This is a genomic window from Cedecea lapagei, from assembly GCF_900635955.1.
Taxonomy (GTDB): domain Bacteria; phylum Pseudomonadota; class Gammaproteobacteria; order Enterobacterales; family Enterobacteriaceae; genus Cedecea; species Cedecea lapagei.
Genome location: NZ_LR134201.1, coordinates 4,020,546 through 4,045,962 on the forward strand (window position 1 = coordinate 4,020,546; position 25,417 = coordinate 4,045,962).

General features: G+C 56.7%; 24 protein-coding genes. 14 read left to right on the forward strand and 10 right to left on the reverse strand.

Annotation, left to right across the window (positions count from 1 at the left end; genetic code table 11):
* Positions 1 to 255 precede the first annotated feature (255 nt).
* The 5 genes from EL098_RS19535 to EL098_RS19555 all read left to right on the forward strand — a co-directional run bounded on the left by EL098_RS19535 (position 256) and on the right by EL098_RS19555 (position 5,320).
* Positions 256 to 1,824: an ABC transporter substrate-binding protein gene (locus EL098_RS19535; protein ID WP_126357698.1), complete on the forward strand. Its 1,569-nt coding sequence runs from the start codon at positions 256 to 258 to the stop codon at positions 1,822 to 1,824.
* A gap of 84 nt (positions 1,825 to 1,908) precedes the next feature.
* Positions 1,909 to 2,952 carry an ABC transporter permease gene (locus EL098_RS19540; RefSeq protein ID WP_126357699.1) on the forward strand — a complete coding sequence of 348 codons (1,044 nt, stop codon included), beginning with the start codon at positions 1,909 to 1,911 and terminating at the stop codon, positions 2,950 to 2,952.
* Entirely contained in the window at positions 2,952 to 3,785 is an 834-nt protein-coding gene (locus EL098_RS19545; protein WP_126357700.1) for an ABC transporter permease, read from the forward strand. Before EL098_RS19540 ends, EL098_RS19545 begins: the two co-directional genes overlap by 1 nt.
* Positions 3,778 to 4,611 (forward strand): ABC transporter ATP-binding protein, encoded by an 834-nt coding sequence (locus EL098_RS19550; protein WP_126357701.1) that lies wholly within the window; start codon positions 3,778 to 3,780, stop codon positions 4,609 to 4,611. Before EL098_RS19545 ends, EL098_RS19550 begins: the two co-directional genes overlap by 8 nt.
* Positions 4,598 to 5,320 (forward strand): ABC transporter ATP-binding protein, encoded by a 723-nt coding sequence (locus EL098_RS19555; RefSeq protein ID WP_126357702.1) that lies wholly within the window; start codon positions 4,598 to 4,600, stop codon positions 5,318 to 5,320. The genes EL098_RS19550 and EL098_RS19555 overlap by 14 nt, the downstream gene beginning before the upstream one ends.
* Before the next feature lie 4 nt (positions 5,321 to 5,324).
* Here EL098_RS19555 and EL098_RS19560 read toward each other — a convergent pair whose 3' ends face one another.
* A complete protein-coding gene (locus tag EL098_RS19560) occupies positions 5,325 to 6,224 on the reverse strand; it encodes a diguanylate cyclase (protein ID WP_126357703.1) in 900 nt (299 codons plus the stop codon).
* Between the two features lie 472 nt (positions 6,225 to 6,696).
* Between EL098_RS19560 and ygjG the strand changes: the two genes are divergently transcribed.
* Entirely contained in the window at positions 6,697 to 8,094 is a 1,398-nt protein-coding gene (gene ygjG / locus EL098_RS19565; protein WP_197718527.1) for a putrescine aminotransferase, read from the forward strand.
* 166 nt (positions 8,095 to 8,260) lie between these two features.
* On the opposite strand, the gene lsrG is transcribed toward ygjG, so the two are convergent.
* Entirely contained in the window at positions 8,261 to 8,551 is a 291-nt protein-coding gene (lsrG, locus tag EL098_RS19570) for a (4S)-4-hydroxy-5-phosphonooxypentane-2,3-dione isomerase (protein WP_126357705.1), read from the reverse strand.
* Entirely contained in the window at positions 8,548 to 9,438 is an 891-nt protein-coding gene (lsrF, locus tag EL098_RS19575) for a 3-hydroxy-5-phosphonooxypentane-2,4-dione thiolase (protein ID WP_126357706.1), read from the reverse strand. The genes lsrG and lsrF overlap by 4 nt, the downstream gene beginning before the upstream one ends.
* A gap of 169 nt (positions 9,439 to 9,607) precedes the next feature.
* Between lsrF and lsrK the strand changes: the two genes are divergently transcribed.
* Positions 9,608 to 11,188, forward strand: coding sequence for an autoinducer-2 kinase (gene lsrK, locus EL098_RS19580; protein WP_126357707.1), 1,581 nt, complete (start codon positions 9,608 to 9,610; stop codon positions 11,186 to 11,188).
* A 104-nt stretch (positions 11,189 to 11,292) separates the two neighbouring features.
* Here lsrK and EL098_RS19585 read toward each other — a convergent pair whose 3' ends face one another.
* Positions 11,293 to 12,252: an IS110 family RNA-guided transposase gene (locus EL098_RS19585; protein ID WP_126354442.1), complete on the reverse strand. Its 960-nt coding sequence runs from the start codon at positions 12,250 to 12,252 to the stop codon at positions 11,293 to 11,295.
* A gap of 406 nt (positions 12,253 to 12,658) precedes the next feature.
* Here EL098_RS19585 and EL098_RS19590 point away from each other — a divergent pair, with 406 nt between their 5' ends.
* From EL098_RS19590 to EL098_RS19610, 5 genes are all read left to right on the forward strand, one after another.
* Positions 12,659 to 13,642 carry an alpha/beta fold hydrolase gene (locus tag EL098_RS19590; protein ID WP_126357708.1) on the forward strand — a complete coding sequence of 328 codons (984 nt, stop codon included), beginning with the start codon at positions 12,659 to 12,661 and terminating at the stop codon, positions 13,640 to 13,642.
* A gap of 51 nt (positions 13,643 to 13,693) precedes the next feature.
* On the forward strand, positions 13,694 to 14,434 hold the full coding sequence (locus EL098_RS19595; RefSeq protein ID WP_126357709.1) for a response regulator: 741 nt from the start codon (positions 13,694 to 13,696) through the stop codon (positions 14,432 to 14,434).
* Positions 14,431 to 15,732, forward strand: coding sequence for an ATP-binding protein (locus EL098_RS19600; protein ID WP_126357710.1), 1,302 nt, complete (start codon positions 14,431 to 14,433; stop codon positions 15,730 to 15,732). The genes EL098_RS19595 and EL098_RS19600 overlap by 4 nt, the downstream gene beginning before the upstream one ends.
* A 128-nt stretch (positions 15,733 to 15,860) precedes the next feature.
* Positions 15,861 to 17,051 (forward strand): cytochrome c biogenesis protein DipZ, encoded by a 1,191-nt coding sequence (locus tag EL098_RS19605; RefSeq protein ID WP_126357711.1) that lies wholly within the window; start codon positions 15,861 to 15,863, stop codon positions 17,049 to 17,051.
* 132 nt (positions 17,052 to 17,183) lie between these two features.
* Positions 17,184 to 19,202 carry an NADPH-dependent 2,4-dienoyl-CoA reductase gene (locus EL098_RS19610; protein WP_126357712.1) on the forward strand — a complete coding sequence of 673 codons (2,019 nt, stop codon included), beginning with the start codon at positions 17,184 to 17,186 and terminating at the stop codon, positions 19,200 to 19,202.
* On the opposite strand, the gene rlmG is transcribed toward EL098_RS19610, so the two are convergent.
* Entirely contained in the window at positions 19,199 to 20,335 is a 1,137-nt protein-coding gene (gene rlmG / locus EL098_RS19615; RefSeq protein WP_126357713.1) for a 23S rRNA (guanine(1835)-N(2))-methyltransferase RlmG, read from the reverse strand. The genes EL098_RS19610 and rlmG overlap by 4 nt on opposite strands.
* A gap of 84 nt (positions 20,336 to 20,419) precedes the next feature.
* Here rlmG and EL098_RS19620 point away from each other — a divergent pair, with 84 nt between their 5' ends.
* Both EL098_RS19620 and EL098_RS19625 read left to right on the forward strand, forming a co-directional pair.
* Positions 20,420 to 20,920 carry a M48 metallopeptidase family protein gene (locus EL098_RS19620; protein ID WP_126357714.1) on the forward strand — a complete coding sequence of 167 codons (501 nt, stop codon included), beginning with the start codon at positions 20,420 to 20,422 and terminating at the stop codon, positions 20,918 to 20,920.
* A 49-nt stretch (positions 20,921 to 20,969) separates the two neighbouring features.
* Positions 20,970 to 21,968, forward strand: coding sequence for a Gfo/Idh/MocA family protein (locus EL098_RS19625; protein WP_126357715.1), 999 nt, complete (start codon positions 20,970 to 20,972; stop codon positions 21,966 to 21,968).
* 32 nt (positions 21,969 to 22,000) lie between these two features.
* Here EL098_RS19625 and hxlB read toward each other — a convergent pair whose 3' ends face one another.
* From hxlB to EL098_RS19650, 5 genes are read right to left on the reverse strand one after another with little or no spacing between them, the layout of a single operon-like run.
* Complete coding sequence (gene hxlB, locus EL098_RS19630) at positions 22,001 to 22,525, reverse strand: 6-phospho-3-hexuloisomerase (RefSeq protein ID WP_126357716.1); 525 nt, start codon at positions 22,523 to 22,525, stop codon at positions 22,001 to 22,003.
* 39 nt (positions 22,526 to 22,564) lie between these two features.
* Positions 22,565 to 23,023 (reverse strand): PTS sugar transporter subunit IIA, encoded by a 459-nt coding sequence (locus EL098_RS19635; protein ID WP_126358516.1) that lies wholly within the window; start codon positions 23,021 to 23,023, stop codon positions 22,565 to 22,567.
* Positions 23,023 to 23,316, reverse strand: a complete 294-nt coding sequence (locus EL098_RS19640) for a PTS sugar transporter subunit IIB (RefSeq protein ID WP_126357717.1) — start codon at positions 23,314 to 23,316, stop codon at positions 23,023 to 23,025. The genes EL098_RS19635 and EL098_RS19640 overlap by 1 nt, the downstream gene beginning before the upstream one ends.
* A 24-nt stretch (positions 23,317 to 23,340) precedes the next feature.
* On the reverse strand, positions 23,341 to 24,702 hold the full coding sequence (locus EL098_RS19645) for a PTS galactitol transporter subunit IIC (RefSeq protein ID WP_126357718.1): 1,362 nt from the start codon (positions 24,700 to 24,702) through the stop codon (positions 23,341 to 23,343).
* Between the two features lie 2 nt (positions 24,703 to 24,704).
* Positions 24,705 to 25,244 (reverse strand): RpiB/LacA/LacB family sugar-phosphate isomerase, encoded by a 540-nt coding sequence (locus EL098_RS19650; RefSeq protein ID WP_126357719.1) that lies wholly within the window; start codon positions 25,242 to 25,244, stop codon positions 24,705 to 24,707.
* Positions 25,245 to 25,417: the final 173 nt, after the last annotated feature.

Here is a 25,417-nt window from a genome sequence, read left to right on the forward strand (position 1 = left end):
CCACCGCGGCGGCTACAGATGAAACTGTACCTGAGGTGAACGGAACCTTAGCCAATCCTGCATAGTCGTGGATATCTGCAAAAACAAAGTCCCCCGCTGGAAGTGAACCCGTCCTCGAGTTTTCATCACTTTATCGCATTGGATATATCGTATATTTATATGCAAAGCGCAATTTTGACTTTGTGAATTGAGATAACTCACCTAACGTAAATACACAGAGAAAAACCGATAAAAACACCATTACAGGGTACACACATGCAAAGAAAAGTCCTGCCATTACTGCTGCTGGCTGCGCTGTCTGCAGCTTCCCACGCTGCCACGCCACCGGATACCCTGGTGGTTGCACAAGGGCTGGACGATATCGTCAGCCTTGACCCGGCGGAAGCCAACGAACTCTCAAGCATCCAGACCGTACCAAGCCTTTATCAGCGCCTTGTGCAGGCAGACCGCACGGATCCGGCCAAAATCGTACCGATTCTGGCGGCAAGCTGGCAGGGCGATGCGGCGAATAAGAAGCTGACCATCAAGCTACGCCCGGATGCAAAATTTGCCTCCGGTAATCCGCTGCGCCCGGAAGACGTTATCTTCTCCTACACCCGCGCGGTGACGCTGAATAAATCCCCGGCCTTCATTCTGAACGTGCTGGGCTGGCAGCCGGATAATATCGCCAGCCAGTTGAAGAAAGTGGATGACCACACGCTGGAAGTGCACTGGACTGCGGACGTGAGCCCGGCGGTAGCCCTGAATATTCTCTCCACGCCAATCGCCTCCATCGTCGATGAAAAAGCGGTTGCGCCTAACGCGAAAGCGGGTGATTTCGGCAACGAATGGCTGAAAATGCATTCAGCAGGCAGCGGACCGTTTAAGATGCGCGTCTACCAGCCGCATCAGGCTATCGTCCTGGATGCCAACCCGACATCCCCTGGCGATACGCCAAAAGTGAAGAACATCATTATTAAAAACGTGCCCGATCCGGCCGCTCGCCGCCTGCTGATTCAGCAGGGCGACGCCGATATCGCCCGTGATTTGGGTGCGGACCAAACCAGCGCTCTTGAAGGCAAACAGGGCGTGAAGGTGTTGAGTATTCCTTCTGCCGAGCAAAACTATCTGGTGTTTAACGTCGGCAACAACGCCAACCCGCTGCTGAAAAATCCGGCGCTGTGGGAAGCGGCCCGTTACCTGGTGGATTATCAGGGCATCACCAAAGATCTGCTGAAAGGCCAGTACTTCGTTCACCAGAGCTTCCTGCCGGTCGGTTTCCCTGGCGCGCTGGAAAACACGCCGTTTAAATTCGACCCGGCGAAGGCAAAAGCGATCCTGGCGAAGGCGGGCATCAAGGATGCGCATTTCACCCTCGACGTTGAGAACAAACCGCCGTTTATCACCATCGCTCAGTCAATGCAGGCAAGCTTTGCCCAGGGCGGCGTGAAGGTAGATTTGCTGCCTGCAGCGGGTAGCCAGGTCTACGCCCGCGTTCGTGCGAAGCAGCACCAGGCCGCTATCCGCCTGTGGATCCCTGACTACTTCGACGCCCACTCCAACGCCAACGCCTTTGCCTATAACGACGGTAAAGGCGGCACCGTGGCAGGGCTGAACGGCTGGCAGATCCCGGAACTGAGCAAACAAACGCTTGCCGCCGTGGCGGAGGCCGACCCGGCCAAACGCAAAGATCTCTATACCAAACTGCAGGAAGAGCTGCAGCGTAGCTCCCCGTATGTCTTTGTCGACCAGGGTAAAACCCAGATCGTGGTACGCGATAACATCAAAGGCTATCAACAGGGCCTGAATGCGGATATGGTGTATTACGATAACGTCACTAAATAACTGAACGGCCCCTCGCTCTTACCTTTCCATGCAGAAAGATACCGGGCGAGGGGTTCATCACCATTCGCGCAAAAAGAGTTACCCATGTCCGAAGTTTCGCCTTCGTCGCAGCGCTTGCGGCGTCCGCTGCTTGCCCTGCTCCAGGGAATTTTCACCCTTGTCCTGACCCTTATCGGCCTACTGCTGATCACCTTTGCCTTGTCCGCACTTTCTCCGGTAGACAGGGTGCTACAGATAGTCGGCGATCACGCCAGCCAGTCAACCTACGATCAGGTTCGCCACCAGCTAGGGCTGGATCAATCGCTGCCGGTGCAGTTCTGGCATTACCTGGTTAACCTCGCTCACGGCGACCTGGGCATAGCCAGCTCAACCGGCCAGCCGGTGCTGCATGATTTACTCTCGGCTTTCCCCGCCACGCTGGAGCTCGCCACCCTCGCGCTGATCATCGGTAGCGTGCTTGGCGTGCTTTTTGGTGTGCTTTGCGCCCGGTTTGCCGGCTCACCGTGGGATCTCGCGGTACGTACCTTTACCCTGCTCGGTAACTCGGTACCCATTTTCTGGCTCGGTCTGCTGATGCTGGCGCTCTTTTATGCCCGCCTGCAGTGGAGCGCAGGGCCAGGAAGGCTCGATGATATTTACCAGTACAGCGTCGAAGCCAAAACGGGGTTTGTGCTGATTGATACCTGGCTTTCCGGCGATAAAGGCGCACTCCTCAACGCCGTGAACCACCTGATTCTGCCGGTGCTGCTGCTGGCCTATTATTCGCTGGCCAGCATCACCCGGCTGACGCGCACGGCCTGCCTCAGCGAAATGAACAAAGAGTACATTACCCTGGCTCGCGCAAAGGGCGCAGGCGACATGACGATTCTGCTTCGCCACGTGCTGCCGAACATTCGCGGCACGCTGTTCACCGTGATCGCGCTGGCTTACACCAGCATGCTGGAAGGCGCCGTACTGACGGAAACCGTCTTCTCCTGGCCGGGGATTGGCCGCTATCTCACCACCGCGCTGTTTGCCGGTGATACCACCGCAATTATGGGCGGCACGCTGCTGATTGGCGTATCGTTTGTGCTGATCAATAACCTGACCGACATACTGGTGCGCGCCACCGACCCGAGGATCCGCTAATGCCGTCTTCTCTTTTTCTGCGACGCATACTGCGCTCCCCGGCCGCCCTTAGCGGGCTGATTATCATTGCCGCGCTGGTGCTTATTGCGCTATTTGCTCCGCTATTGGCCCCGTTTGATCCCAACTGGCAGGACGCCGCCGCGCGCCTGCAGGCCCCTAACGGCCATCATCTGCTGGGTACCGACAGCTATGGCCGCGACCTGCTTTCTCGGCTGATCTACGGCACCCGCCCGGCGCTGGGCCTGGTGCTGCTGGTGACGGTGATCACCCTGCCGGTTGGGCTGCTGATCGGCATTCTTTCCGGCTATTACGGCGGCTGGCTGGAGCGCATTCTGATGCGTTTTACCGACGTGGTGATGTCGATGCCGCGCCTGATCCTCGCCTTTGCCTTTGTGGCGATGCTCGGTCCTGGGCTGGTTAACGGCGCGCTGGCGCTGGCGCTGACCACCTGGCCTGCCTATGCGCGCCAGGCAAGAAGCGAGATACAGAGGCTTCGTCACAGCGACTATCTCGCTGCCGCAGAAATGATGGGGATAAAAGGATTGCGGCTGCTGGGCGGCCACATCCTGCCGCTGTGTCTGCCTTCCGCCATCGTGCGCCTGGCGCTGGATCTTGCCGGGATTATTCTTGCCGCTGCCGGTCTGGGGTTCCTGGGCCTTGGCGCCCGGCCACCGATGTCCGAGTGGGGCGCGATGATTGCCGACGGTATGCAGGTGATTTTCGATCAGTGGTGGATAGCCGCCATTCCAGGCACCGCTATTCTGCTGAGCAGCCTGGCCTTTAACCTGCTGGGCGATGGCCTGCGCGACGTGCTGGAGCCGCAACATGACTAACAGAATTACCGTTTCCGGGCTGAATATCGACTACCCCGGCAGCCGGGTGGTCAGCAACCTTTCCTTCACGCTGGGCAATGAACGTCTGGCGCTGGTAGGTGAGTCCGGGTCAGGAAAGTCGATGACGGCGCGAGCCCTTATGGGACTTGTGCGTAAACCTGGCAAGGTGAGCGCAGAGCAGCTCAACGTACTGGGGCACGATCTGCTGGAGATGAATGCCCGAAGCTGGAACCAGCTGCGCGGGAGCGACATCGCCATGGTGCTTCAGGACCCGCGCTATGCGCTGAACCCGGTGAAAAACGTCCTTCAGCAAATTGACGAGGCGCTCCGCCTGCACCAGAAGCTGTCCACTGCCGAACGCCGTGAACGCTGCCGTGAACTGCTGCAGTCCGTTGGCTTGCCGGACGCGGTGCTGCTGCGCTACCCCGGCGAGCTATCCGGCGGCATGGGCCAACGCGTGATGATCGCCATCGCCCTCGCCAATAACCCTAAAGTGTTGATTGCCGATGAACCAACCTCGGCGCTGGACGCCCGCCTGCGCAACCAAATCCTTGAGCTGCTGGTGGCGCAGTGCGAGCAAAGGCAGATGGCGCTGCTGCTGATTAGCCACGATCTGCCGCTGGTGGCTGAACATTGCCACCGCGTGCTGGTGATGTATCACGGCCAGAAAGTCGATGAAATGGCCGCCAACGAACTGGCGCAGGCCACCCATCCCTATACGCGAACGCTCTGGACCTGCCGCCCAAATGCCGACACCTATGGGCAGATGCTGCCGACGCTGAACCGCAGCGAATTCCAGCAAGGAGAGAGTCATGGCGATCGTTAAGATTGATGATCTGAGCGTGCAGTTTGCCGCAAAGGGCGGCGTAAAAACCGCCGTCGCAGGGGCCAGCTTTGCGATTGAGCAGGGCGAAACCTTTAGCCTGATTGGCGCCTCTGGCTGCGGAAAATCGACGATTTTGCGCGTGCTCGCCGGCCTGCAGCGTGACTGGCGGGGCCGCGTGGAACTCTTAGGCAATAATATTCCTGCGGGCAAACGCTATCAGGGGGCTTTACGCCGCGAAGTACAGATGGTATTTCAGGATCCCTACGCCTCGCTGCACCCAAACCACACGATCTGGCGCACGCTGGCTGAACCGCTAAAAATTCATGGCGAAAGCAATATCGAGGCCCGCGTTAATGAGGCGTTAAGCCAGGTTGGGCTACCGGCCGATTCGGCCAGACGCTATCCGCACCAGCTTTCCGGTGGCCAGCGGCAGCGAGTGGCGATTGCTCGTGCGCTGCTGCTGCGCCCGAAAATCCTGCTGCTCGACGAGCCGACCTCCGCGCTGGATATGTCGGTGCAGGCCGAGATCCTCAACCTGCTCAACCGCCTGAAGCAGCAGCACGGCATGACCTACCTGCTGGTAAGCCACGATGCCGACGTGATTGCCCATATGTCCGACCGTGCGGCGTTTATGGCCAACGGCGTGATCGAGTGCGGCTTCGATCGTGCCGCGCTGGTTAACGGTGAGCACCGAATGGCGCACGCATAACGGCTTATTCCAGCGTCACCATTTCCTGGTCAGACAAGGCCAGAATACAGCGATTACGGCCGGTATTTTTTCCGTAATACATGGCCTTGTCTGCCCGCCCGATGGCGCTGTGCAAAGAGTCATCAGCAGAGACAAGGGTCAACCCCCCGGTGACGGTAACCTTAATGTTCTGGTCATCTACGCTCACCGGATGGCTGGCTAAGTGCTGGCAAATACGCTTGCCGGCACGCTCTGCCTGCTCCCTGCTGCTCGCCTCCAGCAGCATAATAAACTCTTCGCCGCCGAAGCGGTAAATGCGTTCCTCATTGCGGGTTGCCTCTTTCAAAATAGACGCGACGCTGCGCAGAACGTCATCCCCCGCGTTGTGCCCCCAGGTGTCATTGATCGTCTTAAAACGATCAATATCCATGATCAGCAAATAAAGACTACGCTCAACGCGTTCGCTACGGGAACGGATCAGCGGGAATTCCTGATACAGCAAATGGCGCAGCGGCAGACCGGTTAAAGCATCGTATAAATTACGGTAGGAAAAAAGATATTCTTTATATTTATCGATACTGGAAATAAACTTTTGCTGCGCTTCATTGTAATCATTTAGTAATTCTTCGCTAACCTTCCCCGCAATAATTGATAACATTAATACCCGAGCCGCAACGTGCATTGCAGCGTGCTGTCGGTCAATCAGCAGAATTAATTCTCTGTCGAGGTTGGCTCCCTGCATACGCTGGTTTAGCCAATGGCTAAAGCGGCAGTGCTGATGGGCATCTGAATCATTGACGTCTTTATCCGGCTCACCGCCTAACAGGCTGAGACGCAGGCATTTATTTGCCCAGTTATAATGATCGCGGATGGCGATATTTAGCTCCAGCAAAGAGCTATCGATATCTTTAATATTAATTGTCACGTTAAGCTCACACTGTGTTTAATAGGTTAAGTTACTCTCCACCATCGGATACTCACGAATATTGGGGGTCATCTTCACGCCGAATCATAACTTAAACAATCCCTAAACGAGCAATCTATATTGTAAACTTTATGGTCAAGTCGGTTTATTCCTACACAGTATTTAACAATAAATAAGCCGCCATGCGTCATTAAGAAAGACTAAACAATAATATATGTGGCTTTTCTTTTCTTTTTGCGCCAACGGGAAACATTTCGCCCTAAAAAAGTGCACCCTCCCTCATGGCGAAGAGATTTTCCTCCGTCAGCCTGCAGCATTAAAGTGCGCAAAATGTAATCTATTGTGATTAATTATTGCACAGCCGCTGTCCTGAGGGCGTTTATCCTGATTTCACTGACGGAGCGCTGCCTGGCGCAATCCCTGCAATACTTATTTTGTGTATCGCGTGATACGCCACATCCAGGAGCACATTTTGAACAGGTCACCTTCCAGCGCCTCAGCCCTTGCCTGTACGGCGCACGCACTGAACATTATTGAAAAGAAGTCACTCACCCATGAGGAGATGAAAGCGCTGAACCGGGAGGTTATCGATAGCTTCCAGCAGCATGTAAATCCGGGTTTTCTTGAGTACCGCAAGTCCGTTACCGCCGGCGGGGATTACGGAGCCGTAGAGTGGCAAGCGAGCAGCCTGAATACGCTTGTCGACACCCAGGGCAAAGAGTACATCGACTGCCTGGGTGGGTTCGGCATCTTTAACGTAGGGCACCGTAATCCAGTCGTTGTTTCCGCCGTCCAGCATCAGCTGGAAAAGCAGCCCTTACATAGCCAGGAGCTGCTGGATCCCCTGAGAGCGATGCTTGCTAAAACGCTTGCCGCACTCACTCCGGGCAAACTCAAATACAGCTTCTTCAGCAACAGCGGTACCGAATCCGTTGAAGCGGCCATAAAGTTGGCGAAGGCTTATCAGTCGCCGCGCGGGAAATTCACCTTTATCGCCACCAGCGGCGCTTTCCACGGTAAATCTCTGGGCGCGCTTTCGGCCACGGCGAAATCAACATTCCGCAAACCGTTTATGCCTCTGCTGCCGGGCTTCCGCCACGTGCCGTTCGGCAATATCGGCGCGCTGCGCACCCAGTTCAGCGAATGCCGTAAAACCGGCGATGACGTGGCGGCGCTTATCCTGGAGCCCATCCAGGGCGAAGGCGGCGTGATCCTGCCGCCACCGGGCTACCTGCCTGCTGTGCGCCAGCTGTGCGACGAATTCGGCGTGCTGCTGATTCTGGATGAGGTGCAAACCGGGATGGGACGTACCGGTAAGATGTTTGCCTGTGAGCACGAAAATGTGCAGCCGGACATTCTCTGCCTTGCAAAAGCGCTTGGCGGCGGCGTGATGCCGATAGGCGCAACTGTCGCCACGGAAGAGGTCTTTTCCGTACTGTTCGATAATCCGTTCCTGCACACCACGACCTTCGGCGGTAATCCACTGGCCTGCGCAGCCGCGCTGGCGACCATCCACTACCTGCTGGAAGAAAACCTGCCTGCCCAGGCGGCGCAGAAGGGGCAATTGCTGCTGGATGGCTTCCGGGCGCTGGCCCGTGAATTCCCGGACCTTATCGTTGAGGCTCGCGGCCAGGGGCTGCTCATGGCAATTGAGTTCTGCGACAACGACATCGGCTACAGATTTGCCAGCCAGATGTTCCGCCAGCAGGTGCTGGTAGCCGGTACGCTGAATAACTCAAAAACCATTCGCGTGGAGCCGCCGCTGACCCTGACGATTGAGCAGTGTGAGCACGTGCTGGAGTGCGCTAAACGTGCGCTTTACCGGCTGAGAGTGACGCAGGATGAGACGGCAGAGGCGCAGGAAAGCTGATTGACCCTCCCCCCAACCCTCTCCCGTGTGGGGAGAGGGAGTTTTCCCCGTTCACGCCTTTGTTTTTATCCCTCCTCCCGTGTGGGGAGAGGGAGTTTTCCCCGTTCACACCTTTGTTTTTATCCCCTCTCCCCTGTGGGGAGAGGGTCAGGGTGAGGGGAAATCCCTACGGCAACAGCCCGATAAAGCTCCGCTTCTTGCGCGGCTCAGACATCATCTCATCCAGCTTCTCAACGCAGGCGAGGTAGTGCGGCGTTTTCTTGTGCGCCAGCACCGCGGCCTCATCCTGGTAAGCCTCATAGATGAAAAATCGCGTAGCGACATCCGGGTCCTGCAGCACGTCGAAGCGCAAATTGCCGGGTTCTTTGATGGCGCCTTCGTGATTGGCCCGAAACACCTCCAGAAACTCGTCGACGCGCTCCGGTTTAATGTTAATTTCCACCAGCGTTACGTTCATGCCTTACCTCCCTGCTGTTTCGCTTCGAGCCAGAACTGATAAGCTTCGCGGGCAGACATATTGTCGTGCACCACTTTTTTCACCGCCTGCAGCATCGCCAGCGGCGCTTCTGACTGGAAGATGTTGCGCCCCATATCCACCCCAGACGCGCCCTGGTCTATCGCTTTAAAACACATCTCCAGCGCTTCCTGTTCAGGCAGCTTTTTGCCTCCGGCGATGACAATCGGCACCGGGCAGCTGGCGGCCACTTTCTCAAATCCCTCCTCCACGAAGTAGGTTTTGACAAACTGTGCTCCAAGCTCGGCGGCGATACGACTTGCCAGCGAGAAATAGCGGGCGTCGCGAGCCATCTCTTTGCCCACGCCGGTTACCGCAAGCGTAGGAATGCCGTAGCGCGTGCCTTCGTCCACCAGCTTGATAATGTTGTTGATCGACTGGTGCTCATACTCGCTGCCGATATAAATCTGCGCGGCCACCGCGCAGGCGTTGAGGCGTAAGGCATCCTCCATCGTCACCGCGACGCTTTCGCGAGAGAGTTCGCTGAGGATCGAGTTGCCGCCGGACGCTCGCAGCACCACGGGTTTATTGGTGGCCGGAGGTACGACGCTGCGCAGAATGCCGCGAGTACACATCAGGACATCTGTTTCAGGAAATAGCGGCGCAATCGAGAGATCGATACGCTCAAGCCCGGTCGTTGGGCCTTGAAAATAGCCGTGATCGAAGGCCAGCATCACGGTTCGCCCGGTATTTGGGTTAAAGATCCTGGCAAGACGCGACTGCATCCCCCAGTCCAGCGCCCCGCTACCCTTCAGATAAAAAGCCCGATTCTCCTGCGGCTGACCAATACCGAAATCCTTCCCGTCTTTAATGTCATCCAGATCTGCCATGACGTCTTCTCCCGGATCCGTTGGTGAATAAGAGATTGTGTTCAAAAAGTTAGTCAGCGATCGGCGATTGCAACCGTGCAGCGCTCACAAAACACTCAAATAGATCGACCAGATCGCCCGCGATGGCTAAGAGTTTATTTATTGAACGGACGAAGGAAGGGGGCTGCTGATGAGCTATTTACTTGCGCTGGACGCCGGAACGGGCAGTATCCGCGCCGTCATTTTCGACACCGATGGTCACCAGATCGCCGTTGGCCAGGCCGAATGGAAGCACTTAAGCGTGGCTGACGTCCCGGGATCGATGGAGTTCGATCTCGCCGTCAACTGGCAGCTCACCTGTCGCTGCATCCGTGAGGCTTTGCACAGGGCAAATCTCTCCGCTTCAGCGATCGCCGCCGTTTCCTGCTGCTCGATGCGTGAAGGAATCGTTCTTTACGATCGTAACGGCGATCCTATCTGGGCCTGCGCTAACGTGGACGCCCGCGCCAGCCGCGAGGTCAGCGAACTTAAAGAGATCCACGACTTTCAGTTTGAGTCCGAGGTATACCAGGTTTCAGGCCAGACGCTGGCGCTGAGCGCTATGCCTCGTCTGCTTTGGCTGGCGCATCATCGCCCGGACATCTACCGCAAAGCCGCCACCATCACCATGATCAGCGACTGGCTTGCCGCCAGACTTTCCGGCGAGCTGGCGGTTGATCCTTCTAACGCCGGCACCACCGGCATGCTGGATTTGGCGACCCGCGACTGGCGCCCTTCTCTGCTCGATATGGCCGGGCTTCGCGCCGATATTCTTTCCCCGGTAAAAGAGACCGGCACCGTGCTGGGTGGCGTTACGCAGGCGGCTGCCGAAGAAAGCGGGCTGCTGAAAGGCACGCCGGTCGTGATGGGCGGCGGCGACGTCCAGCTCGGCTGCCTGGGGCTTGGCATCGTCAGAGCCGGGCAAACGGCGGTGCTGGGCGGCACGTTCTGGCAGCAGGTGGTCAACCTGCCGACCCTCAAAACTGACCCAGAAATGAACATCCGTATTAATCCGCACGTGATTCACAACATGGTACAGGCGGAGTCCATCAGCTTCTTTACTGGCCTGACGATGCGCTGGTTCCGCGACGCCTTCTGTGCGGAAGAAAAACTGCTTGCCGGGCGCCTCGGCGTGGATACCTATGCGCTTATGGAAGAGATGGCAGGCCGGGTGCCCGCGGGCTCCCACGGCGTGATGCCGATTTTCTCCGACGCCATGCATTTCAAGCAGTGGTACCACGCCGCGCCGTCGTTTATTAACCTCTCTATCGACCCGGAAAAGTGCAACAAAGCGACGCTGTTTCGGGCGTTAGAGGAGAATGCGGCGATGGTGTCAGCCTGTAATCTGGAACAGATCTCCGGCTTTTCGGGCGTGAAGTTCGACTCACTCGTCTTTGCGGGTGGCGGCTCAAAAGGCGTGCTATGGAGCCAGATCCTCAGCGATGTGACCGGACTGCCGGTTCGTGTTCCGGTGGTGAAAGAGGCAACGGCGCTGGGCTGCGCCATTGCCGCAGGGGTTGGCGCCGGACTTTTCGATTCGCTGACCAATACCGGCGAGCGTCTGGTGCAGTGGCAGCGAGAGTTCACGCCGAATCCGGCGCACCGCGAGCTTTACGACGAGATGAAGCGCAAATGGCTGAAAGTTTATGCCGACCAGCTAACGCTGGTCGATAGCGGCCTGACGACCTCGATGTGGCAGGCTCCGGGGCTTGTGCCGAGAGTGGTAGGATAATTTTCCCCTCACCCCGGCCCTCTCCCCAGAGGGGAGAGGGGGATTAGTTAAGTGAGTGGTTTTTTATCCCCTCTCCCTTCCAGGGAGAGATACCGTCTTGTCGGCTATCCGGCAAGCGGTATTTCGGCGTCAAATTCACGCCCTGATTTCACCACGCCATAAGCCAGCTGCAGTAGCTTTCTCATTCCTGCACATACTCGCTCTTTTCCTGCCTTACCTCTACTCTCCAGCCGCCTCATCAGGTCTTTCACCACTTCATTACACCTTCCCGCCACCACCGCAGGCATATACAGTACGCTACGCAGCTCACGGCTCCCCACTTTCGACAACCTGCTTTTTCCTTTCCACATCCCGGATTCACAACGTCGTGGGTTCAGGCCTGCATAAGCCACCAGAGCCTTACTGCTGCTAAATCGCCTCAGGTTTCCCGCGAAGGCCAGAAGATTCGTACTCAGCACATCTCCCACACCCGGGATACTCTCCAGCAGCGCCTTGTCTTTTCTCAGGTCCGGGTCATCGTCGATATGCTGTCTGATTTTCTTTTTTGTTTCTTTTATCAGTTCGTCCAGCGTGGCGATGTGTTCTTTTAACGAACCGGTTATGACCTCATCTGCGGCCTCCAGCCTGTTCTCTTCCATCTGTCGCATCTCTTCAAGATTTTTAAGATGCCGTACCAGCGCGGTCAGCTGTCGCTGGCTGAGAGGGGCCGGATGCCATTGTGCTGGCTGATACAGGGCACAATACCGCGCTATCAGTGCGGCATCGCTTTTATCCGTTTTATTTCGGGCCAGTTCGGTATGACTGAAGGCATGAATACGGGCAGGGTTTTCCAGACTGACTCGATAGCCGCCATCGGACAATGCCGTGGCGAGTTCCGTGCTGTAGCTGCCGGTAGCCTCCATACAGACGTGACAGTCTCCAAAACGGGCCAGCCAGTGAATAAACTCACGGCATCCCGCATGCGTGTTAGCAAACTTTTTAGTTTTGTATTTCTGATTAGGCAGCAGGACAGCGACATCAAATTTTAGCTTAGCAATATCAACGCCGACAGAAGTGAGGGTCATATGATTCTCCGTAACCTTATGAATAATATCGCCAGACCATCCTTATGTGTGGGTGCTCAGAGGCACAGGATACCGTTCGGTCTTGAGGCGACAGGGAGAAAGGCTGCCGGGGCATAATCTCTCCCGCGGGCTCAGGGGCACCAGGGCTAGGGGATGCTCACCGGCAACCTCCCGATGATCAGTCGGGGATCTTCCCCGCACTGGCGGGGAGGATCAAGACATAAGGGCTAGGGTGAGGGTGAGGGTGAGGGTGAGGGTGAGGGTAAAACAAGCCACTTTGTATCACACTGTATCCACAGCACGGCCAGATACGCCACCATGCAAAAAGGGCGGTTTGTAAAACATGCCCCCTACAATCTCATGATGAGATAGCCGAACATTTTATTAGGGCTTCGGAGAAAACATCATGTTCAACAAACTCACCCTGTCTGCACTGATTGCGCCGCTTTCTCTCTCTGTAGTCTTCGCCTGCCAGGCTGAAGCGGCGGGCTTTGGCGAAGGGCAAATAAAGCAGATTAACGCGGGCGTGCTGAACGTCGGCTACGTCGATCTTGGCCCGAAAGACGGGCAGCCGGTGATCCTGCTGCACGGCTGGCCCTATGATATCAACAGCTTTGAGACGGTTGCGCCGGAGCTGGCAAAACAGGGTTACCGGGTCATCGTCCCTAATCTGCGGGGGTTCGGCAGCACTCGCTTCCTTTCTGCCTCCACGCCTCGCAACGGCGAACCTGCGGCGCTGGCTCAGGATACGGTTGCGCTGATGAATGCATTACACATCAAACAGGCCATTTTCGCCGGGTATGACTGGGGGGCGCGCACCGCGGATATCGTGGCGGCGCTGCACCCGGATCGTGTGAAAGCGCTGGTGTCCGTCAGCGGCTATCTGATTAGCAGCCAGGAGGCGGGGAAAAAGCCGCTGCCGCCGAAGGCCGAGCTGCAGTGGTGGTATCAGTTTTACTTCGCTACTCCGCGCGGCGCGGCGGGCTATGAGAAGAACACCCATGAGTTCGCCAGATTAATCTGGCAGCAGGCTTCGCCGGGCTGGAAGTTTAGCGATGAAACCTTTAACAGCAGCGCCAAATCGCTGGATAATCCGGACCACGTGGCCATTACGCTAAGCAACTATCGCTGGCGTCAGGGGCTGGAAAAAGGCGAGCAAAAGTACGCCGCAGATGAGAAAAAGCTGGCGGAGCTACCGAATATCACCGTGCCAACCATCACCATCGAAGGTGATAACAACGGCGCTCCGCATCCTGAACCCTCTGCCTATGCCGCGAAATTTACCGGCAAATACGAACACCGAACCTTCAGCGGCAACATCGGCCATAACCCGCCGCAGGAAGCGCCTGAAGCGTTTGTTAAGGCAGTGGTAGATGCCGGTAAGCTGTAGTAAAAAAGCTATGCTAGTTTGACCCTTCACTTTTAGCGCCGGGAGCACCAGGTGGAACACATCGATCATATTCTCGTGGTGGACGACGACCGCGACATTCGCGAGCTTGTCGTCAGCTATCTGGAAAAATCAGGCTACCGGGCAAGCGGCGCTGCAAACGGCAAAGAGATGCGCGCCGTGCTGGACAAGCAGCACGTCGACTTAGTGGTGCTGGACGTGATGATGCCCGGCGACGACGGGCTGACGCTGTGCCGCCAGCTGCGCAGCGACAAACACAAAGACCTGCCCATTCTGATGCTGACCGCCAGAAACGAAGATACCGACAGGATCCTCGGCCTGGAGATGGGTGCGGATGATTACGTGGTAAAGCCCTTTGTCGCCCGCGAGCTGCTCGCGCGGATCAAAGCGATCCTCCGCCGCTTCCGCGCATTACCGCCAAATTTACAGGTGACCGAAGCCGGAAGGATCATCGCTTTCGGCGAATGGAAGCTTGATACTTCTGCGCGTCACCTTCTTGATTTACAAGGAACGATCGTTGCGCTGAGCGGCGCGGAATACCGCCTGCTGCGCGTGTTTTTGGATCATCCGCAGCGCGTGCTGACGCGAGATCAGCTGCTGAATCTGACCCAGGGACGCGACGCCGAGCTGTTCGAACGCTCTATCGATCTGCTGGTCAGCCGCGTGCGCCAGCGCCTGAACGAAGATGCCCGCACCCCGGCCTACATCAAAACCGTGCGTAGTGAGGGCTATGTGCTTTCCGTTCCCGTCACCATCGTTGAGGCGCGAGAATGAGGCTGTGGCCCCGTTCCCTGCTTTCCCGGCTGTTTCTTATCGTCCTCGTCGGCCTGCTGCTGGCTAACGGTCTGACCCTCGCGCTGACCACCTTCGAGCGGATGAACAGCGCCCGCAGCGTGATGCTGGATAACCTGCAGAACAACGTCTCCACCAGCGTGGCTATCCTCGATAAACTCCCGCCGGAGGAGCGCCCGGCCTGGCTGGACAGGCTGGCGCGGGAAAACTATCACTATATTCTTGGACCCGGTACGCCGGGAAAACCGCCCTCCGATGAACGCTCGAAAGATGCCATTGTTTCCCTGAAAGAGGCTCTGGGCGGCAACTATAAGCTCGATTTCACAGATGTTCCCGGCATGCGTTCCCATATTCAGGCCCACTTAACGCTGGCTGACGGCTCGCCGCTGACTATCGATCTCACGCCCCGCATGCCGCCAATCGAAAGCTGGCTACCGGTCGTCATTGCAATTCAGCTGGTGCTGCTCGCGCTTTGTGCATGGTTTGCCGTGCGCCAGGTGGTGCTGCCGCTTACTCGTTTCACCCGTGCCGTTGAAGCGTTGGAGCCTGCCAGCGCTAACCCGACGGCAATGCAGGAAAGCGGCCCGGTTGAAGTTGAACATGCAGCAAAAGCGTTTAACTCGATGCAGGCGCGAATCCAGGGGCATCTGAAAGAGCGCACGCAGATTCTGGCGTCTATTTCGCATGACCTGCAGACGCCCATCACCCGCATGAAGCTGCGCCTTGAGATGAGCGATGAGCCGGAACTGCGCGACAAACTGATGCAGGATCTGGATAACATGACGCATCTGGTTCGTGAGGGAATTGCCTACGCGCGGTCGTCAGAAAGCCTGGAAGAAACGCCGCAGCGTATTGAGCTGAGAGCGTTTGTTGACAGCATAGTCTGCGACTACCAGGACGTCGGCAAAGCCGTGACGTTTGCCGCGCCACCGTCAGCGCACCCGCTGCCTACTCGCCCTCAGGCGCTGCGCCGCATCCTCACGAATTTGCTGGATAATGCGCTGAAGTTCGGCACCGCCGCTGAAGTCAGCCTGATTAAGGAGCCAAATCAGGTGACGCTGGTAGTTGCAGATAACGGTCCGGGGATCCCCGAAGAGGAGCTGGACGCCGTGTTACAGCCTTTCTATCGCGTGGAAAGCTCCAGAAACCGCGACACCGGCGGCACCGGGCTTGGGCTGGCGATTGCCGCCCAGCTTGTCGGCCAGCTTGGGGGGAAATTAACGCTCACCAACCAGCCGCAGGGCGGATTAAAAGCCAGCATCACGCTGCCGGCCTCCTGATTGTATCGCTCTGTATGCGGCTGAGCGGCCGACAAACAAACTGACAATCGGGACGGTTTTCCCACACATCACGAACACATCAGGCGGGTTAAATACCCTGGAATCATCCTGTAACCGTGAGGTGTGTTATGCCCGTTCTGATTGCCTTTCTTGGCGGAATGCTGAGTTTATTAAGCCCCTGTACGCTGCCCGTCATTCCCCTGCTTTTCGCCGCATTTCGCGGCAAAAAACGCCAAATCATCGCCCTGCTCACCGGCATGGTGACCATGTTTACCGTCGTCGCTTTGCTGGTAGGCGCTGCCGGGGAGTGGATCGTGCAGGCTACGCTCGTTGGCCGCTGGATTGCGCTGGCGATGCTGGCGCTTGCCGCGTTGACGCTTATCTTCCCCGCGCTTGCTGAGCGCCTGATGCGACCTGCGGTGCAGCTAGGAAACGCAATCAACAACCAAAGCAACCGCGCTCGCGGCATGCTGTCTGCGTTTTTGGCCGGGCTTGCGGTGGGGCTGCTATGGTCCCCCTGCGCAGGGCCGATTTTGGGTGCCATTCTTGGCATCGGCCTGTCCGGTTCTTCGGCGGTCACCACCGGCCTGCTGCTGGCGGCCTACGGTAGCGGCTGCGCGCTGATGCTGGCGCTGCTGTGGTTCAGCGGCTACAGCCTGCTGGCCCGCCTGCGTGAAAAAATGGCGCTGATGGCGCAGCTTCGGCGTGTGGCGGGCGTAGCGATGCTGGCCACGGTGGCGTTTATCGCCTCCGGCACCACGGCGGTGCTGCAAAATGCCAACGGCTTGGGCGCGAAGCTGGAACAGCGCCTGCTGGCGCTTTCCCCAACCACTTCGCCAGCGCCAAAGCTGCAGCCTGTCGTGGATACCACGCCTACCAGCGCAATGCCGCCGCTTTCCGGAGGAACCGCCTGGATTAACAGCCCGCCGCTGACGCCCGAGGCGCTAAAAGGCAAGGTGGTGCTCATCGACTTCTGGACCTTCGACTGCATTAACTGCCAGCACGCGCTGCCGCACGTTCGCGAATGGGCCAGCAAATATAAAGATCAGGGTCTGGTGGTCATTGGCGTTCATACGCCGGAGTATCCGTGGGAGAAAGATCTCGATTCGGTGAAAAAGGCGGTCGGCAAATGGCACCTGCCTTACCCGATCGTCACCGACAACAACTACCAGATCTGGAACGCCTTCGGTAACCAGTACTGGCCTGCCCATTACTATTTTGATGCTCGCGGACAGCTGCGCAATGTCTCGTTCGGCGAGGGCAACTACGAGCAGCAGGAACAGCTTATCCAGAAGCTGCTGAAGGAGGCTCGCGCCTGATTTTGCTTTCGGGGAGGTGGGAATATGACTCTCATCACATTCACCGCACTCCCCTTTTCCCTTTTGCCTCCAGGCAGCTAAATTATAACTCATCCGACCACATAACAATAACGCTACATTCTGGATACAATTATGAGCTATTCGTCGCTGCTTGCCCCGCTGGATCTCGGCTTCACCACTTTGAAAAATCGCGTGCTGATGGGCTCGATGCACACCGGACTGGAAGAGCTGCCGGACGGCGCTGAGCGCCTCGCGGCGTTCTATGCCGAGCGTGCCCGCCACGGCGTAGCGCTGATTGTCACCGGCGGGATTGCCCCTTCGGCCTCCGGCGTGACCGTTGCCCACGGCGCGGTGCTGAACGCCAGAAGCCAACTTGCTCATCACCAGATTGTGACCGATGCGGTTCACCGCGAAGGCGGCAAAATTGCCCTGCAAATCCTGCATACCGGCCGCTATAGCTATCAGCCTAAACTGGTCGCCCCTTCGGCCATTCAGGCGCCGATTAACCCGTTTAAACCCCACGAACTCAGCCACCAGGAGGTTTTAACGCTGATCGAGGACTTCGCCCACTGCGCCAGCCTCGCGCGGGAGGCCGGGTATGACGGCGTGGAGATCATGGGGTCAGAAGGCTATCTGATTAACCAGTTTTTGGCCGCGCGCACCAACCAGCGCGACGACGAGTGGGGCGGCGACTATGAGCGCAGAATGCGCTTTGCCGTTGAAGTCGTGCGTGCCGTAAGAGAACGCGTTGGCCAAGAGTTTATTATTATCTACCGCCTGTCGCTGCTCGACCTGGTGGAAGGCGGCGGCAACTTTGACCAGGCCGTCACACTCGCCAAAGCGATAGAAAAAGCGGGCGCTACGCTTATCAATACCGGCATCGGCTGGCATGAAGCCCGTATTCCCACCATTGCGACGTCCGTTCCACGCGGCGCGTTTAGCTGGGTAACTAAAAAACTGAAAGGTCACGTTGCGCTGCCGCTGGTGACCACCAACCGTATCAATACCCCGGAAACCGCCGAGCAGATCCTGGCCGACGGCGACGCGGATATGGTCTCGATGGCGCGCCCTTTCCTTGCCGATCCTGAATTTGTCTCCAAGGCCGCCGCGAACCGCGCCGATGAAATCAATACCTGTATTGGCTGCAACCAGGCCTGCCTGGATCAGATTTTTGCGGGTAAAGTGACCTCCTGCCTCGTCAACCCCCGCGCCTGCCATGAAACCACAATGCCCGTTATTCCTGCTACGCAGGCGAAGCGCATCGCGGTTGTTGGTGCAGGTCCTGCAGGACTGGCCTTTGCGGTTAACGCCGCCGGACGTGGCCACAGCGTCACGCTGTTTGACGCCGCGGCGGAGATCGGCGGGCAGTTTAATATCGCCAAACAGATCCCCGGCAAAGAAGAGTTTTTCGAAACGCTGCGCTACTACCGCCGGATGCTTGCTCTTACCGGCGTGGACGTGCGCCTTAATCAGTACATTTCCCCCGAGAAGCTGAGCGACTACGACGAGGTAGTTCTGGCCTGCGGCATTGAACCACGCCTGCCGGAAATTGACGGCATCGGCCACCCGAAGGTGCTGAGCTATATCGACGTACTGCGCGACAAAGCGCCGGTAGGCAAACGCGTGGCGGTGATTGGCGCTGGCGGCATTGGCTTTGATACTTCGATGTACCTGAGCCAGGAAGGAGCCTCCACCAGCCAGAGCATCGCTGAGTTCTGCGTGGAATGGGGAATTGATACCAGCCTGCAAACCTCAGGTGGCCTGCGCCCGGAGGGCCCGCACCTGCATAAAAGTCCGCGCAGCATCTTCCTGCTGCAGCGTAAAACCAGCAAACCAGGCGAAGGCCTGGGCAAAACTACCGGCTGGATCCACCGCACCACGCTGCTGGCGCGCGGCGTGAAAATGATGGCGGGCGTGAGCTACGAACGCATTGACGATGCCGGGCTGCACATCACCGTAGGCGGAGAGCCGCAGCTGCTGGAAGTGGACAACGTGATTATTTGTGCCGGGCAGAACTCTCGCCGCGAGCTGCTGGAGCCGCTACAGGAAATGGGCAAAACCGTGCATTTAATTGGCGGTGCCGATGTGGCAATGGAGCTGGATGCCCGACGCGCTATCGCGCAGGGCACCCGTTTAGCGCTGGAGATTTAGCTACGACGACCTAACTTCACCGCTTTGAGCACCACGAACTTGCTGTTCGTCGCAACGGTGGTGCAGTTGCCGAAGATCTTCTTCAGCTTGCGGAAGTAGTCGAGGTGGCGGTTAGCCACGATGTAAAGCTCGCCGTTGATCTTCAGGCAGCGGCGGGCGTGATGGAACATCTCCCACGCAATCTGGTCGGTTAGCGCATGCTGCTGATGGAACGGTGGGTTACACAGTACCGCATTGAAACGGAACGGCTCCACGCCGGACAGACCGTTATTGATCATAAACTCACAGCGATCGATATCGCCCGGCAGGTTAGTCTCAACGTTCAGGCGGCTGGACGCGACGGCCATCGGCGACTCATCCACAAACACCACCTGCGCCAGCGGATTTTTCTCCAGCAGCGTCAGGCCAATCACCCCGTTGCCGCAGCCGAGATCGACAATTTCGCCTTCCAGATCGGACGGTAAATGCTCAATAAAGAAACGTGCGCCGATATCCAGCCCGGTGCGGGAGAAGACGTTCGCATGGTTGTGAATCGTCCAGTCGGTTCCTTCCAGCTTCCAGCTCAGCGTCTCCGGCGCGTCGGCCAGATCCGGCTTAGTGAAAGTCGGGTTAACCAAACGCGCTTTTTTCCACGCCAGCGTGGTCGTGGTTGGCCCTAAAATCTTTTCAAACAGCTCAAGCGTGGAGTTGTGAATATCACGCGCTTTCGCGCCCGCGATGATGCGGGTTTCCGGCGTGACCACCTTACGCAGCGCACGCAGCTGCTGCTCAAGCAATGCCAGCGTTTTAGGGATTTTGATCAGCACCAGTCCCGGCGCCTGCGGGTAAGCCGCGGTGCTGTCGAGGAAGGTGACGCTGTTTTCCGGAATTTCGTTCTCGCGCAGGTTTTCACGCGTTGCCAGCTCGCTTAAATACGAGTCGCCGATGCTGTAAGGCTTGTGTTCGGCCAGTACGCAGGCCAGCGCGCCGAACGTGTCGTTAAGAACAAGAACGGGGCCGACTGGCTCAAGTTCGTCTACCTGCTGCAACAGGTAGTCATCTGCCGCTTCCCACGCCTGCAGTGGGTTAACGTCGTCCGTTGCCGGAAAACGCTTCAGCGTCAGTGAACGAAAACCGTTGTCTAATTGGCTCATCGGCCCTCCTGGATGGTAAAGTTTGGTGATATCCCCGTAGCGGGGGCGAGAGTATACCTTTTTTTCCTTCAACCTGAGACAAGCATGAGCGAACTGATTTATTTAAGCGGCTATCCGGAGCATTTGCTTTCGCAGGTGCGCACCCTGATTCGCGAGCAGCGCCTCGGCGAGGTGCTGGAAAAGCGCTACCCGCAGGGCCACAACATCGCGACCGATAAAGCGCTTTATGGCTACACTCAGGAGCTGAAAAGCCAGTTCCTGCGCAATGCCCCGCCGATAAATAAAGTTGCTTATGACAGCAAAATCCACGTGCTTAACAACGCGCTCGGGCTACATACCGCCATTTCACGCGTGCAGGGAAATAAGCTAAAAGCTAAAGCCGAAATTCGCGTAGCGACCGTGTTTCGCACTGCGCCCGAAGCCTTTCTACGCATGATCGTGGTCCACGAACTGGCGCATCTTAAGGAGAAAGATCACAACAAAGCTTTTTACTCCTTGTGCTGTCATATGGAACCGCAGTATCACCAGTTAGAATTCGATACACGACTTTGGCTTACGCAGCTGGCGCTTAACGGCGCGGCCTGATTAGGCCCCAACCCTATTGACTATCGACTTCCGGAGAACGCACCCGTTTATGATACGTTTCGCTGTGATTGGAACTAACTGGATCACCCGCCAGTTCGTGGATGCCGCCCATGAGAGCGGCAAATATAAGCTGACCGCGGTCTACTCCCGCAGCCTGGAGCAGGCGCAAACTTTCGCTAACGATTACCCGGTTGAGCACCTCTTTACCTCGCTGGATGAGCTGGCGAAGAGCGATGTTATCGACGCGGTGTATATCGCCAGCCCGAACTCACTGCACGGCCCGCAGAGCCAGCTGTTCCTTAGCCACAAAAAACACGTTATCTGCGAGAAACCGCTGGCCTCTAATCTTGCGGAAGTGGAAGCGGCTATAGCCTGCGCACGTGCTAACCAGGTGGTGCTGTTCGAGGCATTTAAAACCGCCAGCCTGCCAAACTTTATCGCGCTGCAGCAGGCGCTGCCCAAAGTCGGTAAAATCCGCAAGGTGCTGCTCAACTACTGCCAGTACTCTTCCCGCTACCAGCGCTACCTGGACGGCGAAAACCCAAACACCTTTAACCCGGCGTTTTCTAACGGTTCGATCATGGACATCGGTTTCTACGTGCTGGCCTCGGCGGCCGCATTGTGGGGCGAACCGCACTCCGTTCACGCCACGGCTTCCCTGCTGGACAGCGGGGTGGACGCTCACGGCACCGTTCAGCTGAACTACGGTGATTTTGACGTCACCCTCATGCATTCCAAGGTGAGCGACTCGACGATCCCAAGCGAAATTCAGGGCGAAGCCGGGTCGCTGGTGATCGAGAAGATCTCCGAATGCCAGCGGGTAACCTTTATCCCGCGCGGCGGCAAACCTCAGGATCTGAGCCAGCCGCAGCATATCAATACTATGCTGTACGAAGCGGAGACGTTTGCCCGCCTGGTGGAAGAAAACGAGGTGAATCACGCGGGGCTGGTGACCTCACGCATCACGTCGGCGCTGGCAACCGAGATTCGCCGCCAGACCGGCGTTAAGTTCCCGGCCGACAATGTTGGCCAGCAGGCCACGGCATAAAGAAAAAACGGCTGATAATTCAGCCGTTTTTTTTACTCGATATCAGCGTGGCGCCGCTTCATACTTTGCCCGCTTTCACCCAGATCGTTCATCAACGTTAGCACAATGCTGTCATAAACCAGCAGCGAAGCCTGTTCAAACAGCGTGCCCATTGGCTGCTCTGAGTCCCCCCCCGCGGGAAGCGTGACAACGCAATCTGCAAGCTGCCCAAGCGTAGAGCCTGCGCTGCAGGTGATCAGCGCCAGCCGAACCAGATTCTGCCGCGCGATCTTCGCCTGATTGACCAGACGCTGCGTTTCCCCCGAGCGGGAGCCAATGATCATCAGATCGCCAGGTTTAGAGTGCGGAGAACTGATTTCACCAACAACGCTGACCGAAAAACCCAGATGCATCAGCCGATTGGCAAAGGCATTGATCATCAGTCCTGAACGCCCTGCTCCCGCAAGAAAAATGTGACTTGCCTGTTTGATCTCCGCCACCAGCGGCTGGAGCTGGGATCCGTCAATCGCCTGCTCCAGCGCTTTAATTTCCTTCACTATTTTTGCAAGATTCGTCATCACATGGGTTACCTTTTTGGGGCGCGCGTACCCCTCGAATTACTCGATGTTGAGCTGCTGCTTAATAAATGCGACGGTAGTCTGCTCATCAAGCGTTCGGCAGCGGCTGACAAATTCCGCCTCCTGGAACAGCGTAAACAGTCTGCGCAGGATAGCCATATGCTGATCGCTGGTAGCGAATGCGAGGTTAAACAGCATGCTACACTTCACCGTGAGATCCGCATCTTCCATCTGACCAAACGCGATGGGTTTTGCAAACCGCACGATGCTAATGCTGTTAGTATTGACCAGTTGGTAATCCGCATGGGGGATAGCGAGCCCTTCGCCGTTAGCCATCATCAGCCCAGTTGGGTAGCTTTTTTCGCGAGTCAGGCAGGCGGAGATGTACTCAGGCTGAATGTACCCGCGCTCCAGCAGTTGCTTTCCAGCGAAGGTAATCGCCTGCTCACAGGTGGCAATCTCCTGCCCAACGTCATTGACCAGAATTTCAAACTTCATCATGCGTCCTTTTTTTCCAGCTCTTCTTTTACTGCCGCGAAAATTTCTTCTTCACCGAGGCCCGTGAGCAGCCCGGCCCCGACAATGACGCGGGTAGTGATTTCCGGGTTATCCAGCTTAGTGGAGGAAACTACCAGGTCGTAGCTGTTAAACGTGTCGGCTGTACAGGCCATCAGGGAGGATTTATCCACCTGCACGTCCATGCGTTCTTCTTTCAGGAAGTCCTGAAGGATTGAGACCATGATGGATGAAGAGGCAATACCGTTCCCGCAAACAACGAGGATCTTTTTCATTGGTTATCTCCAGATTTTAACTGTTTATTCTGCGCCCGCCTGAAGCTGGCGGCGGGATTTCTGTTTCAGCAAATAGCCCACCGAAATCAAAAGCACGCCAACCAGCGCGTAACCGACGATGCCGACGTGGCTCATGGCAGCGAATAGTCCGGTGAACGGGTTCGCTGACGGGTTCAAGGAGGTGTACATCACGCTGGCATCCGGGTTGGTGCCGAATTTCTGGAACACTTCGTTGGTCGCCGGTGCCATCCAGGACGCGATGTACAGGCCGCCGCCAAACAGGAAAATGGAAGTCACCCAGGTGCGGATAATGTTGCCTTTAAATACCGGCACCATGCAGGCGATGAAAAACACAAACTGCGACAGATCGCCAAGCGGCATCACGCGGTTGCCCGGCAAGATCACCGCCAGAATGACAATCACCGGGATCAGCAGCAGCGCCGGAGCGATGACCGAAGGATGGCCAACGATCAGCGCCGTATCCATGCCCACCGTGATTTCGCGGTTCGGGAAACGCTTGACCAGTTTTTTACGCGCGACGTTGGAGAGCGGCACCAGCCCTTCCATCATGATGGACGTCATGCGCGGCAGCAGCAGCATCACGGCGGCCAGGTACATCCCCAGCTGCAGGCTGGCGATGATAGTGTGATATGGGCTTTCCCAACCGTAGCCACAGAAACCCAGCAGAATACCAATCATAAACCCAACAATCGTTGGGTCGCCCAGCACGCCAAAGCGCTTCTGGATGGATTCGGCGGTCACATTCAGGTTACGGAAGCCGGGAATACGGTCGTAAACCCAGTTAAAGGGATAAGCGAACAGCAGATAAGTGTTTGCCACCGGGTGTGAAATCGCCACGCCTTTCGGTAGATTAAAGAACTGTTCGTTATTCTTCGCGCCGATATCCGCGGCGATCAGCGCCCAAACGTGGAACAGCGCGGCGGTTAGTACGCCGTAGAAGAAGTTGCCGGAATAGGCCGCGACAATCGCGCCCATTGAGGCATTTTGGTGGAGGTTGAAAACATCCACGTTGACGCAGTCGGTCAGGCGAGCAATCAGCATAATGACGTTGACTGCCACGCAAAGTGGAATAATGATCGCCCCCATGCTGGAGCCGAAGCCCATCACTGCGGTGGCCGCACCGCCCACGTCAATAGCGCTGAGCGATGAGCCAGTGGCCTCTGCCAGGCCCGTCACCGCAGGCTGCATCTTCTCCAGCATAAATTTAATGGTCATGGTCAGGGCGATAAAACCGATCCCGACCTTGATCGCCGATGAAATGCATTCCGACAGCGGTCGCCCAAGCAGCGCCATTAGCCCGAGAAAGATCGCCGGAATAAAAATGAAGTTTCCTAAATCATTGATAAATTGCGTTATCATTTCCATGATTAGCGTGTCCCAGGGTTATCAGTATCGGGTTTGAACCCCATGTTCCAGGCAACAAACGACGGCCTGGTCAGTAAAGCGTTGTCGCTGCGTTCGGCTTCCAGCAGGTTTTTCTTTGAGTTTTCACGGGCGGAGGCAAAATCAAACGAGTTGTCATACCAGGCGTCGACGATCATTTTGGTGTATTCGAGATCGTTAACCCGGCAGCCCAGGCCGATGATTTGCGCGTTGTTGCTTAACCGCGCCCGTTTGGCAGAGTAAGGGTTAGTCACCGCCACCGCGCGGATCCCCCAGTGTTTGTTGGCCTGGCAGGTGAAGCCGATGCCGGTGCCGCAAATGTAAATCCCCAGCCGGCAGGCATCTTTCTGGATCAGCTCCGCCATTTCATCCGCCAGAGAAGCAAAGGTATTCACCCCGTCCTGCGGCGTTTTCACCGGATCAAAGACCACTTCGGCCTGTTTCTCCTCTTCCAGGTAGCGTTTGATCGCCTCTTTGCGTTCAAAGCCAATATCATCACAAGCGATAGCAATTTTGGTTTTCATCTTCATTCCACTCTCCAACCTCAACATAAGCCAATTATTAAGTTGGTAAATATTGGTTGTCAATTGTGATTAAAATCACAATTTTCATAATTAATTGATTTTATTGAAATAAAAAACCAATAAAAACAAATAAAATGATATTTAGATCGCAAAAATATCGCTCATTTCGCCAC